The sequence below is a fragment of the Halopenitus sp. H-Gu1 genome, from assembly GCF_041821145.1.
In the GTDB taxonomy this organism is placed as follows: domain Archaea; phylum Halobacteriota; class Halobacteria; order Halobacteriales; family Haloferacaceae; genus Halopenitus.
The window spans coordinates 149,334-161,682 of record NZ_JBGUBC010000003.1 but is presented as its reverse complement, the minus strand read 5'-3'; the positions used below and the strand labels follow the sequence as shown (position 1 = coordinate 161,682).

Here is a 12,349-nt window from a genome sequence, read left to right as displayed (position 1 = left end):
GGATCAGAGCATGCCTGAGTACCTCTCCCCAGGCGTTTACGTAACGGAGGTCGAGGAGGGCACAAAACCCATTGAGGGGGTCAGTACGAGCACCGCGGGATTTCTCGGTCGGACCGAGCGAGGACCGACCGATCCGCGCTTAGTGACGAGTTTCGCGGAGTTCAAGCGCCTCTACGGGAGCTACATCGACGAGGGACACCTTCCGACGTCGATCGAGGGGTACTTCCAAAACGGAGGCAGCCGGGCCTACGTGGGACGGGTGACGAGCGCGAGCGAGCACGCGGAGGGAACGCTCGTCGCGGGGCCAGAGGTGATCACCGACGAGGGCGTCCAGGCGAACACGCTTTCGGCTTCGACGACGGTGCTTGATTTCGGACCAACGGATGGCGTGGCCGAGCGCACCCTCACGATCACGAACCGGGGTGCAAGCGGCGATGCCGACATCACCGTCGCCCAGTCCGACATCGAGATCACGGGTGACGACGCCAGTGCGTTCTCGGTCAGCAGGGAGACGAGCGGTGATATCGATCTCAAACCCGAGGAGGGCGAGCGATCCGAGACACTCACGATCGAGTTCGACCCGGACGACGACGATGCCAAGGAAGCCTCCTTGACGATCGTCCACACCGGCGATAACTCGCCGGTCACTGTGGAACTTCGCGGCGGACAGGGCGTCATCGACGTGACCGCCGTCGGGCCCGGATCCTGGGGCGACCACGTCGCGGTTCTGGTCGACGATGCAACGATGTACAAACCGGGCGAAAACCAGCTGTTCAAGCTGATCGTCCGTTATTGGACCGACGAGGACGATCTCGCCACGGCCAAGCAACACCACGCCCGAACTGACAGGGATCCCGTCCCCGATCCCGACGTTGAGGAGGTCTACGACAACCTCTCGCCCGAGCGGTCGGCGGACAACTTCTTCGCCAGCGAGGTCAATCCGTCATCCACGCTCGTCGAACTCGAGAAGGTCGGAGCCGGACGCCCTGCGAACGCATCGCCAGCGCCGGTGTGGCTGGACGGATCCGTCGGTGATGGGGAGCCATCGCTCGCGGACTACAAGGGCGACGATCAGGTACCGCCCGAGGAACGGACTGGCTTCGCCGGGTTCCAGAAGGTCGATGGCATCTCGATGGTGTGTGTTCCGGACGAACATTCGGTCGGGGGGCTGACGGACGAGATCGTTACCCACTGTTCGAACATGGGGGACCGCTTTGCGATCCTCCAGGCTCCCGAGAATCCGGGCCCGCCGGGCGATGTTCGGCCGCCAGTGGACTCGACGTACGCGGCGTATTATTATCCCTGGCTGACCGTCCTCGACCCGGAGTCGGGGTTGAAAGAGGACGTTCCACCTGGCGGACACGTCGCGGGCATTTACGCCCGAAGCGACACCGAGCGAGGCGTCCACAAGGCCCCCGCCAACGAGACTGTCCGGGGCATTCAGGGGCTTTCGTCGACGATCACCAAAGGCGATCAGGACGTACTCAATCCACGCGGCGTCAACTGTATTCGGAGCTTCCGCGGACGCGGTATCCGCGTCTGGGGCGCCCGCACGACCTCCAGCGACCCGGCCTGGAAGTACGTCAACGTTCGTCGGCTCTTCCTCTTTTTGGAGGAATCGATCGACGAGGGCACCCAGTGGGTCGTCTTCGAACCCAACGACGAACAGCTCTGGGCCCGAGTCCGACAAACCATCAGGAATTTCCTCACCAGCGTCTGGGAGGACGGCGCCCTGATGGGGTCGACGCCCGAGGAGGCGTTCTTCGTCAAATGCGATCGCAGCACCATGACCCAAAACGACATCGACAACGGCCGGTTGATCTGTGAAATCGGCGTCGCGCCGGTGAAACCGGCCGAGTTCGTCGTCTTCCGGATCTCCCAGTGGACCGGGAGCGCGGAGTGATCACCAATGCCTGACAGACACGGACCATACAGGGACGTACGATTCCTGCTTGAGATCGACGGCATCGCCCGGGCCGGCTTCAGCAACGCCTCGATCCCGGAGAACTCCACGGACGTCACGGAGTACCGCGAGGGCAACGACCCCCCGACGGTGCGTAAGCTCTGGAGTCTCAACGACTACGGCACGCTCACGCTCGAGTCCGGGACGACCGACGACTCCATCGAGCTGTTCGAGTGGCGCAAGGCCGTCGAGAACGGCCAGGTCGAAGACGCACGGCGGTCGATCGCCGTCGTCGTGCTCGATGAGGAGGGCAACGCCGGCCCCCGGTGGGAGTTCAGAAACGCCTGGCCGACCAGCTACGAGGCACCCGACCTCGACGCGACCGGTGGTGACGTCGCGATCGAGAGCATGGAGATCGCTCACGAGGGAATGGAACGCACCGCATGACCGGTGAGACGCTGCAGACGGAGTTCGGGTTCACCCTCCCTCAGGGCTACGCCGACGACGAGGGGGCCCTCCACCGCGAGGGCGTAATGCGTCTGGCGACGGCCGCCGACGAGATCAAGCCGCTACAGGATCCACGCGTCAAGTCGAACTCGTCGTACATGACCGTGATCCTCCTTTCACGGGTGATCACGAAGCTCGGGGACATCGAGGAGGTGACCCCGAACGTGATCGAGGGGTTGTTCGTCTCCGATCTCGAGTACCTCCAGGACCTCTACGAACGGGTCAACACCCGTGGTGCCGATGTCGTCGACACGACCTGTCCTGAATGCGGCGAGGAGTTCGTCGTCGAGGTCGAGCCGGGCGGCGAACCGGTCATCCCCATGGGAAACACGGAGGAATCATGACGGGCTATCCGCGCGAACAGCTCTTCGAGGAGGTGGCCTTCGTCGCCTATCACTTCAACTGGGATCACGAGACGGTATTGAACATGCCCCACTGGGAGCGGCAACGGTGGTGTGAGGAGATCAGCAAGATCAACGAGCGCATGAACGACGCAGGCGAGTAATGTCCACCGGAGACCGGACCGACCCGTACCTGGGATTTCGGTTCACCGTCGAGATGGACTCACTGATCGTCGGCGGATTCTCGCGCGTCGAAGGCCTCGCCGTGGAGATCGAGACCGAGGAGTACGAAGAAGGGGGAGCCAACGCGACGACCCGCGTGATGCCAAAGCGCTTTCGCTACCCGAATCTCTCCTTGGAGCGCGGCGTAACCGATGCCGATGGGCTCTGGGAGTGGATCGAACGGGCCAAACACGGCGAGGCGGACCGGAAGAACGTCCGGATTCTACTGCTCGATTCGACGGGCGCGGAAGTCCGAGGCTGGGAGGTCATCGAGTCCTATCCGGTCGGCTGGGAGGGTCCCGACCTCATTGCGGACCGAGGACAAGTCGCCGTTGAATCGATCGAACTCGCCCACGAAGGATTGCGCAGACACGGAGACTGAGCGTGAGCGAAGGCACTCACCACGACGTCTACGACGATTCCACCGAGCACCTGCGCGAGGAGTTGGAGCGGATCGACCTCCTCTTGCGCCGTCACCTTGAGGGCTGGTGGGCGGATCGTGAAGCGCAGATCGACGAGTTACGCGGACTGTACGTCTCCGACGAAGAGGTCGACCGCCTACTCGCCACTCCGGAGACGGTGGCCGCCGCGCCTCCCAACCGGATCGACGGGCCCCCAAAGCGGATCGACCAACTCACAAAACGGATCGACCAACTCACAAAACGGATCGACCAACTCACAAAACGGATCGAGCAGCGTGTCGAGCGCTCTCGGAGCCGGGGGACCACGCTCAGGCTCGCGATTCTCAGGGAGCGGTTCGAACTGGATCGCACGGAATTGGACGCCCTCTTGTGTGCTCTCGCGCCGGACCTCGATCGCAAGTACGAGAAGGTCTATGGCTATCTCCAGGACGACGTGACGCGGACGCGTCCCAGCGTCGGATTACTCGCTCGCGTGCTCGCGACAGGAGAAGTGGACCGACTGGCGGCACGTGACCGTTTCGAGCGGGGGTCGACGCTCGTCGACGAGAGACTCATCGTGCTGACCGAGAGCGAAACGGCACTGGCACGCTCGGTCCGCGTGCCGGAACGTGTCGGCCGGTACCTCCGCGAGGACGACGCGCTTCCCGCGTCGATCGTCGACGATGCGACAGTCACCGACACCGACGAGAGCCTCGACGATCCGGCAGTCGGTGAGCAGCGCACGGCCACTCTGGAAGCCGTCGTGGACCACCTGCGCGAACCCGGGCGCAAGCCGGCACTGCTGTCGTTCACCGGAGCGGACGAAGCCACGGCCAGTGCGGCTGTCGCGGCGGTCTGTGCCGAGATCGACAGCGATCGTCTCGAGGTGGACGCATCAGTTCTGGTCGGTCCCGACGGCGAGACGGCGCTGGCCGATCTCCGCCGGGAGGTGCGTCTTCGGGACGTGGCGGTTCACGTCAGCGACCTCGGTGCGATCACCGCGGCCCGCGAGGGTGGATCACCTGATCGGGACGCGGGAGACGCGGCTTCGATCGAGACGACGGATCCCATCGACGAACTCGTCACCGAACTCGACGCCATCCCGGGCGACGTCTTCGTGACCGGCGACGCCACGGTGACACCTCGCCTGCAGCCTCGTCTGGACGAGCACGCGATGCGGGGGGTGGACTTCCCGAGACCGCCCGTGGCTCGCCGGCGGCGTCTGTGGGCGGCCGTCGAGGACCTCCCCGAGAATGCCGACCCCACAGCACTGGCGAGTACCTATCGCCTGACTCGGGGCCAGATCGAGGATGCTCTGGAGACGGCCCGTGCGCTCTCGGGGGGCGATCTCACCGTCAAGGCAATCCGAGAGGCCTGTCGACAGCACTCAACGCACGGGCTCGACGAGTTGGCACGGAAGATCGACCCGTCCTACACCTGGGGGGACATCATCCTTCCGGCGGACACCACAGCCCACCTACAGGAGGTCGCCGCACACGTTCGCCATCGTGGGACCGTCTTCGAGGAGTGGGGCTTCGAGGACAAATACAGCCTCGGCAACGGCGTCAACGTCCTGTTCACCGGGCCGTCGGGGACGGGCAAGACGATGGCCGCCGAGATCATCGCCGACGATGTCGGGCTCCCGCTCTACAAGCTCGATCTCTCCGCGGTGATGAGCAAGTACATCGGGGAGACCGAAACGAACCTCCGAAGAGTGTTCGACGCGGCCGAGCGAGCCAACGCGATCCTCTTTTTCGACGAGGCCGACGCCCTCTTCGGCGAGCGCTCGGAGATCTCGGACTCCCACGATCGCTATGCCAACGTCGAGGTCGACTACCTCCTCCAGCGAATGGAGGACCACGACGGAAGCGTGATCCTCGCGAGCAACCTGGAGGAGAACATCGACGACGCGTTCGTCCGGCGGATCAACCTGACCGTGGACTTTCCGTTGCCGGATCGGGACGCCCGCGCGGATATTTGGGAGGGCGTATTCCCCAAGGAGACTCCCGTTACCGACCTCGACATCGACTTCCTCGCCGGCTTCGAACTCGCTGGCGGCAACATCAAAAACGTCGCGACGACGGCCGCGTTCATGGCCGCCGAGGCGGACGAGGACGTGGCAATGGCCCACGTGGTGCCCGCGCTGCGACGCGAGTTCCAGAAGACCGGCCGACTCTACGATCGCGAGGATTTCGGCGACTACCGGAGGCACCTGCCCGAGTATGAGTAACCGACACAGCACCAACACACCAGATCGAACCGTTACCACTCGACAGCCGCAGCGACGGTCCGGGATCGACCGTCGCGGTGGGAGGTGATCGTCGTGCGAGAACGGACCACCGACGCGAGCCACGACCGAGCGAATCGCAAGCCGGAGGAAGACCGGACGAAGCACGGCCGGAGGGCCGACACCGCCGATCCGGTCGGTCGTCTCCAGCGACGCGCCGGAAACCAAGCGCTCCAGCGACTTGCGACCGCCCGGAAAGCGGAGGGTGAGAGCGAAACCGTGACCGAGGGCGAGACGATGGCCGAGAGCGAGACTGCGGCCGAAAGCGGGACGATGGCCGAAAGCGGGACGATGGCCGAGAGTGAGAGTGTGATCGAGAGCGAGTCCTCACTGCGCGAGAGCGCGGCCAGCACGGATCTTCCCGTGAGCGAATCGCCGGATGGAAGCGTTGGACGACGCCTCACCGGGGAAACGCGCCGGGAGATGCAGCGATCGTTCGGGCACCCCTTCGCCGACGTCCGAGTGCACGACGGCATTGGCGCGACGAGGGCCAACAGAGCCATGGATGCCGACGCCTATGCCACCGCCACCGACGTGGTCCTGCGACCGGACTGGAGCGTGACGTCGACCGAACCGGGTCGGTTGCTCCTCGCTCACGAACTCGCACACGTCGCGCAGTTCCAACTGGCCGACACCGACCGATCCACTGGCAAGGTGACACACCGACGAGACGCAGCAGAGCGGGAAGCGACACGTGCGGGAGCACGGGTCGTTGCCGGAAAGTCAACTCGTGTGAGTGAACCGCCGAACGCACCGGTCGCGACTGGCGCATGGGAGTGGCTCGAAGAGCGGGCTCGTGACGTCGGCAGCACCGCTTCGAGTGTGGCATCGAGCGTGGGATCGGCCGCAACGAGTGCCGGAGCGACCGTCGCGAGCGGGGCGTCATCAGCATGGTCGACTACGAAAGACGCCTACTGGGGAACCGTCGACGCGGCTGCCGACCGGATGGTCGAACACGGCGGGCCGCTGGGTGCGATCCATGCTGGGATGCAACAGAATGCCCAGTACGTCCAACAGGGTGGCAGGTGGCTCGAAGGCAAGATCGACGCCGGACAGGACTGGGCGTCCGGGAAGGTAACGGACGCCGCCGGGATGACCGAAGGGATCCCCGGGCTGGAGCAGGCGGCCACCGCGGGAGCCTGGATGTTCGACAAATCCAGCCAACTCCAGGCGGGCATCCTCCAGGGAGGGACGACGTTCGGGAGCGGGCTGCTCGGAATGGCCGCGAACCCGGTCGGCACTGCGAAAGGTCTCGGTCGGATGGTTCAGCATATCCCAGGACCGGCCATTATGAACCCGATGCAGGCAACGAGTACCGTCTCCGACGTCATCGCCGGGGACAAGAGCGTCGGTACTGCAGCGAACGAGCTGGTCAATCCGATGGCGACGATAGAGGAGGACCTCGGATTCTGGACGGAAGTCGGCAGCGGGATTGTCGGTGACTACGAACGCTCGATCGGAGAAGACGGCGACTACGTTCAGGCCGTCGGTCGAGGCGTCTTCGACGTCGGAAGCATGTTTCTCGGTGGCGGCGGGGCAGCGGCGAAGGCCGGCGGCACCGGCGGTCGGGCAGCGGCAAACGTCAGCTCAAAAATCAGGCGTGGAAGCAGTGCGGCGCGAACGGCCGGAACTGTCGACGACGTGGCTGGCGGCGTCAATCGAGCAACCGTCAGCGCACCAACGCTCGGGAGCGGTCGGTCACCCGATCTCGTCACGGGTCGACTCACGTCGACCGCCGATGAAGTCATGACCACTCAGCGAGCGATGAACCAGCCAGGACCGCTCAGAGCCGGAAAGCGCTACGAGAGCCTCGATGACATGCTCGGACCGGACGGGACGTTCGACGTACCAAATCTGGAGACTGCGTATGGACGATACGGCGGCTCCTCGGATCGGCTGAAGTGGGCGAGTAATCAGCGGACCGGTCCGGCAAACGACATCCTGGAGCAACACTTCGGATCGTCGTTTCGGAGACGAGGGTCGGGCACTGGTGGGGGCGGACGAAGCAACAAGTCACTCGACGATATCATCGAGCGGGACGAACAGTCCGGCTCGACGTCCACGATGAGCGCGCGGGAGGCAGACGACTTCATGACACAGACGGGGACGACGAAATCGGGGACTCCCCGGGTGAGCAAGTCGTGGCGTGAGCGGTATGGTCCGGGAGCAATGGAAAACCACCACCTCCTTCCCCAGGAGTTCCTGAAAGTCCCCCAGGTCAGAGAGCGTCTCTCACAGATCATCAGCTCACGCAGATCGACGCCGGAGGACTTCGTCCACCAGCAACTCGCGCGCATCACGAAACAACGACACATCCGACTCGACAAGGCCGGGTACGCCGCCGACTGGGCCCGGTGGTTCAAACGGAATCCCCAGTTCACGAAGGCACAGGTGCAAGCCCGAATCACGGAACTGATGGAGGACTACGGCATTCCAAAGAGCGCTCGGAACTGGCTCAAGCAGTACGGCCGAAACTGAACCGTCCAGCAGGGAGCGGTGAGAGCCGTATCCGGCATTTTCGAGCGGGGGAACCACTAAATAACAGGCGGTCAATATTGGTTTGATCAAACATGCCAAGGGGAGCCCCAGCAGTGACGGATGACGACGGGGCGATCGAACTTCCGCGGTTCGTCAGAGCGATGGGTGTGCTTCGAACGCAGGAGTCACACGGTGTCGACCAGACATCGGGGCCCCAGGTGCTCACGTCCTTCGACGGCGTCCTCGGATTTGGCATGACCGCCGGCGACTGGCCGCCCCCCGCGCTGGCTCACCTGACGCTCGCACCGATCGCCGCACGGGCGCTTGGAGGGGGCCAGGGCGGTAGCATGACGTCCGACCGCACGGGCGATCCAGATCCATTCTCCGGCACCGATATCCTGTCGCGGGAACACGACGCTCGGTTCGACGAGGACGACTCAGCAGACGCCGATCGGAGTAGCGACGAACCCCGCGTTCGGGAGGTGATTCGAGAGGCGGCCACGATCGACCGGGCAACGCCCGCCGACGCTGGCTCCGAGCGGAGGCGAACGGATTCGTCGATCGAACGCAACGGATCGGACGGTTCTTCAACCGGTGGCGACCGGGACAGCGACGCCATAGAGGGCCCGTCACGGGGTATCGATCACCTGCGAATGGACGTCCACTCGTTGCCGGATCGAGACGGGAGGGTGAACAGAGACGATCGTGGACGGTCACCGATCGATCGCAGGACGCGTTCCGATCGGGGGAGACAGTCTAATCAGGAGACACAGTCCGAGCGCGGGGGAGGGAACGACGCTCCGGGAGCGGAGACGTCGAGTGACGTCGAAGCAGCGGTGGGTGAATCAGCTCCAGGCACCCCCGACGAACACGCCGACGACGCCGACCGAATCCGGGTTTCGGGCCGCCCCAGCCGCACCGTCAGGTCAGTCGACCGATCAACGCCGCCATCGATGACACCATCGATGACGCCATCGATGACCGTCCAGGGCCAAGGCTGGGGATCGGACAGTGACAACTCGACGGGAGACGACAGCTTGCCGGGAGGACTCGGATCGCCCGACTCAGACGACGCCCCGACACCACTCGGCACCGCAGTCGGGCCGCCTACCAATAGCGGAAGCGACGGGTTCGAATTCGGAGCCGGATTCGAGACCTGGTCCGGAGCTGTAACCGAATCCTCCGTCGATCCGGTCGCCATGTCGCCTCTTGACGCAGGCGAGACCGGGTTCGAAGGATCGAGGAACGTGACTGAGGACGTCGGAAGGATTCAACCAGCGTCTGCAGTTGACGCCGAGCGATTTGGGCTCCGGATGACGGTCCGTCACGACCGTCCCGCCGACGACACTGTGGATGGTTCATCTGTGGGGAGTTCGAGCGCTCCGCCCGCCTCGTACAGCGCCGATGATCAGCGATCCGTGTGGGGTGAGTCGGGACAGCGCGGATCGGCCCCCGAGATCGACGAGCAGGCGATCACCGAGGCCGTCGACATCGAACGGCTTGCCGACCGCCTCTATCGGGTGATCGAGGAGAAACGGCGGATCGAACGGGAGCGCCGGGGGCTATGAGCGGGCGCGCCACCGCCGGCGATCTGAAGAAGGCAAAGATCCAGGTGCTCGATGGATCGGGCGGAGTCGACCGTGAACTGACGGCGCTTTTCAATCCGACCGAGTACAGTCTCGAGAAGTCGGTCAACTACGGGACGGTGGCGATGCCCGGATTCACGTCGCCGGTCACCCAGTTCATTCACGGCGAACGGGAGTCGTTGTCGATGGAGCTGTTTTTCGACACCTACGAGGACGGCGAGGACGTCAGGAGCTACACGGACGAGATCGACGCCCTGGTCCGCGTCGACGGCGATCTCCACGCACCGCCGGTCGTCCGCTTCGTCTGGGGGAGCTTCCAGTTCAAATCCGTCGTCACGAGCGTCGAAAAACGGTTCACGATGTTCCTGGACGACGGGACGCCCGTGCGAGCCCGTCTCACCGTCACCTTCGAGGAATATACGACGCCCGAACGACAACGCGCCGAGCAGCCACGCCACTCTGCGGACAGGTCGACCGCTCACCGCGTGACGGAAGGTGATACCCTCTGGGCTATTGCAGCCGACGAGTACGGTGACCCCGGCGAGTGGCGAGCGATCGCGTCCGAAAACGACATCGTGAACCCACGGAGTATCGAGCCGGGTACTGAACTGGCGATCCCGCCACTGGAACGATAAATGGACCTGACAAGCCTCCAACGCAAGTACGACGATTTCTACACGCCACGATTCGCCGTGACGATAGACGGCGAAACGTACAGCGAATCCCACGGCGTCATCACCGACGTCTCAGTCGACGCCACCCTCGGTGGCGCGGATCGCTTTTCGCTCTCGGTGAACACCCTGTTCGACCACGAGACCCAGCGGTTTACCGACCTGGACTGGGAGCAGTTCCGGACGGGCGCATCAATCACCATCGAACTCGGCTATGGGGATCGCCTCGAGGAGCTTCTCCGGGGGAGTATCGACGAGGTGATGCCCAGATTCCCCGAAAGCGGGACGCCAACGGTCGAGGTCAGCGGCTACGGACCCCTCCACGACATGGCCGAGGGGACCGACTCCGACTCGTGGGACGAGACGACCGACGCCGAGGTCGTCCAGGAGGTCGCCGACGAGTACGAGTTCGGATCGATCGTCGTCGACGACACCGGTGTGAGTCGACCGAAGGTCGTCCAAGATGACGAGAGCGACTTCGCCTTCCTCCAGCGGCTCGCGGAGCGCAACGACGCCGGAAACGGCCCCTTCGAGGTGTACAGCAGCCGCGGTGACTTTCACTTTGCGGCCTCGGACGACACCGGCGATCCGGTCGTCACCCTTGCCTACGGCGACTCACTCCTCTCTTTCGAACCGAAATCAAAGGACGTGCCGAAGGTCGAAACGCTCGAAGTCCGTCACTGGGATCCGAAACGGAAGGAGTCGATCGTCGGCACGGCGACGAACGAGGGCGGCGAGGGCAAACGGGTCGAGCGCCAGCCGGTCCGGTCACGTGCCGAGGCCGACGCCGTGGCGAGTGCAAAGCTCACGAAGGCCGCTCGCGGTCGCCTGACCGGGCGGGGCGAAACGATCGGCCTGCCGGAGCTACGGATCGGCGAGCCGATCGAACTCGGCGGGCTCGGCGATCGTTACTCCGCGACGTACTACGTGACCGACACCACCCATCGCGTCGGGACCGACGGCTACACCACCCAGTTCGAAGTGCGTCTGCCCGACGGGGAGGCGCTCGCATGAGCTTTGCCGGCGGGCGTGGAGGGCCGAGCCTCGACGGCGTCGCCGTCGGTATCGTGACCGATAACGAGGATCCCGAGGGGATGGGACGGGTAAAACTCGAGTTCCCCTGGCGGGACGCGAGCGACGAGAGCTACTGGGCACGAGTCACCACGCCGATGGCCGGGGACGACATGGGCACGTTCTTCCTGCCGGAGGTCGGCAACGAGGTTCTCGTCGCCTTCGAGAACGGCGACGTGAGCCATCCCTACGTGCTCGGTGCGCTGTGGAACGGCCAGGAGGGGCCACCCGAGGATAACGCCGACGGCAAAAACGACGTCCGTCAGATCAAATCCCGAAGCGGGCACGAGTTGACCTTCGACGACAACGACACGGCGGGAAAAGTCGAGATCGAGACGAACGCCGGCCACACGATCGTCCTCGACGACGCGAGCGGGGGTGAGAAGATCACCATCGAGGACGAAAGCGGACAAAACCGGATCGAGTTCGACGCCGTCTCGAGTTCAGTATCGATCGAGGCCGGTGCGAAACTCACGATCGAAGCCCCCCAAATCGAGGTCTCGGCCGACGGGAACCTGACGATCGACGCATCCGGTATGCTAACGCTTAAGGGGGCAGTAATCCAATTGAATTGACATTGTACAATGCCACCAGCCGCACGCACACTCGACCAGACTGCTCATGGGACGCCGCTGTCGGGGAGCGGTAGCCCAGACGTGTTGATCGGTGGAATGCCGGCCTGGCGAGCCGTTGCGGACGTGCACAGCTGTCCCCTTTCGACGGGGCCGGTCCCTCACGTCGGCGGGATCACGCAACCGGGGAGTTCGACCGTTCTGATCAACGGCATGCCGGCCGCCAGACAAGGGGATACGATCGTCGAGAACGGCCCTCCCAACTCGATCGTGATGGGCTGTCCGACGGTACTCATCGGGTGAGGAAGGA

General features: G+C 64.3%; 11 protein-coding genes and 1 pseudogene. All 12 read left to right on the top strand.

Annotation, left to right across the window (positions count from 1 at the left end):
* Nucleotides 1-10 precede the first annotated feature (10 nt).
* The 12 genes and pseudogenes from ACERIT_RS03965 to ACERIT_RS03910 all read left to right on the top strand — a co-directional run bounded on the left by ACERIT_RS03965 (nucleotide 11) and on the right by ACERIT_RS03910 (nucleotide 12,342).
* Complete coding sequence (locus ACERIT_RS03965) at nucleotides 11-1,903, top strand: phage tail sheath subtilisin-like domain-containing protein (RefSeq protein ID WP_373673526.1); 1,893 nt, start codon at nucleotides 11-13, stop codon at nucleotides 1,901-1,903.
* A gap of 6 nt (nucleotides 1,904-1,909) precedes the next feature.
* The gene (locus tag ACERIT_RS03960) at nucleotides 1,910-2,350 is read left to right on the top strand and encodes a phage tail protein (protein ID WP_373673525.1); all 441 of its coding nucleotides are present in this window, start codon (nucleotides 1,910-1,912) and stop codon (nucleotides 2,348-2,350) included.
* On the top strand, nucleotides 2,347-2,754 hold the full coding sequence (locus ACERIT_RS03955; RefSeq protein ID WP_373673524.1) for a hypothetical protein: 408 nt from the start codon (nucleotides 2,347-2,349) through the stop codon (nucleotides 2,752-2,754). The genes ACERIT_RS03960 and ACERIT_RS03955 overlap by 4 nt, the downstream gene beginning before the upstream one ends.
* Nucleotides 2,751-2,903 (top strand): annotated as a pseudogene (locus tag ACERIT_RS03950) (DUF6760 family protein); the annotation flags it as partial. The gene ACERIT_RS03955 and the pseudogene ACERIT_RS03950, both read left to right, overlap by 4 nt.
* Nucleotides 2,904-2,914: 11 nt before the next feature.
* The gene (locus ACERIT_RS03945) at nucleotides 2,915-3,355 is read left to right on the top strand and encodes a phage tail protein (protein ID WP_373673523.1); all 441 of its coding nucleotides are present in this window, start codon (nucleotides 2,915-2,917) and stop codon (nucleotides 3,353-3,355) included.
* Nucleotides 3,356-3,357: 2 nt separating this feature from the next.
* Nucleotides 3,358-5,604 carry an ATP-binding protein gene (locus ACERIT_RS03940; RefSeq protein WP_373673522.1) on the top strand — a complete coding sequence of 749 codons (2,247 nt, stop codon included), beginning with the start codon at nucleotides 3,358-3,360 and terminating at the stop codon, nucleotides 5,602-5,604.
* A gap of 93 nt (nucleotides 5,605-5,697) precedes the next feature.
* Complete coding sequence (locus tag ACERIT_RS03935) at nucleotides 5,698-8,139, top strand: DUF4157 domain-containing protein (protein ID WP_373673521.1); 2,442 nt, start codon at nucleotides 5,698-5,700, stop codon at nucleotides 8,137-8,139.
* A 113-nt stretch (nucleotides 8,140-8,252) separates the two neighbouring features.
* On the top strand, nucleotides 8,253-9,707 hold the full coding sequence (locus ACERIT_RS03930) for a hypothetical protein (protein ID WP_373673520.1): 1,455 nt from the start codon (nucleotides 8,253-8,255) through the stop codon (nucleotides 9,705-9,707).
* On the top strand, nucleotides 9,704-10,360 hold the full coding sequence (locus tag ACERIT_RS03925) for a LysM peptidoglycan-binding domain-containing protein (protein WP_373673519.1): 657 nt from the start codon (nucleotides 9,704-9,706) through the stop codon (nucleotides 10,358-10,360). The genes ACERIT_RS03930 and ACERIT_RS03925 overlap by 4 nt, the downstream gene beginning before the upstream one ends.
* Nucleotides 10,361-11,410: a phage late control D family protein gene (locus ACERIT_RS03920; RefSeq protein WP_373673518.1), complete on the top strand. Its 1,050-nt coding sequence runs from the start codon at nucleotides 10,361-10,363 to the stop codon at nucleotides 11,408-11,410.
* Nucleotides 11,407-12,042: a phage baseplate assembly protein V gene (locus ACERIT_RS03915; protein WP_373673517.1), complete on the top strand. Its 636-nt coding sequence runs from the start codon at nucleotides 11,407-11,409 to the stop codon at nucleotides 12,040-12,042. Before ACERIT_RS03920 ends, ACERIT_RS03915 begins: the two co-directional genes overlap by 4 nt.
* Nucleotides 12,043-12,051: 9 nt before the next feature.
* Nucleotides 12,052-12,342 carry a PAAR domain-containing protein gene (locus ACERIT_RS03910; RefSeq protein ID WP_373673516.1) on the top strand — a complete coding sequence of 97 codons (291 nt, stop codon included), beginning with the start codon at nucleotides 12,052-12,054 and terminating at the stop codon, nucleotides 12,340-12,342.
* The last annotated feature ends 7 nt before the right edge of the window (nucleotides 12,343-12,349 follow it).

Bases quoted from the DNA above. Each gene is read 5' to 3' on its own strand.
- ACERIT_RS03960 (WP_373673525.1), top strand. From the start codon at position 1,910: ATGCCTGACAGACACGGACCATACAGGGACGTACGATTCCTGCTTGAG.
- ACERIT_RS03920 (WP_373673518.1), top strand. From the start codon at position 10,361: ATGGACCTGACAAGCCTCCAACGCAAGTACGACGATTTCTACACGCCA.
- ACERIT_RS03925 (WP_373673519.1), top strand. From the start codon at position 9,704: ATGAGCGGGCGCGCCACCGCCGGCGATCTGAAGAAGGCAAAGATCCAG.
- ACERIT_RS03955 (WP_373673524.1), top strand. From the start codon at position 2,347: ATGACCGGTGAGACGCTGCAGACGGAGTTCGGGTTCACCCTCCCTCAG.
- ACERIT_RS03910 (WP_373673516.1), top strand. From the start codon at position 12,052: ATGCCACCAGCCGCACGCACACTCGACCAGACTGCTCATGGGACGCCG.
- ACERIT_RS03915 (WP_373673517.1), top strand. From the start codon at position 11,407: ATGAGCTTTGCCGGCGGGCGTGGAGGGCCGAGCCTCGACGGCGTCGCC.
- ACERIT_RS03965 (WP_373673526.1), top strand. From the start codon at position 11: ATGCCTGAGTACCTCTCCCCAGGCGTTTACGTAACGGAGGTCGAGGAG.
- ACERIT_RS03945 (WP_373673523.1), top strand. From the start codon at position 2,915: ATGTCCACCGGAGACCGGACCGACCCGTACCTGGGATTTCGGTTCACC.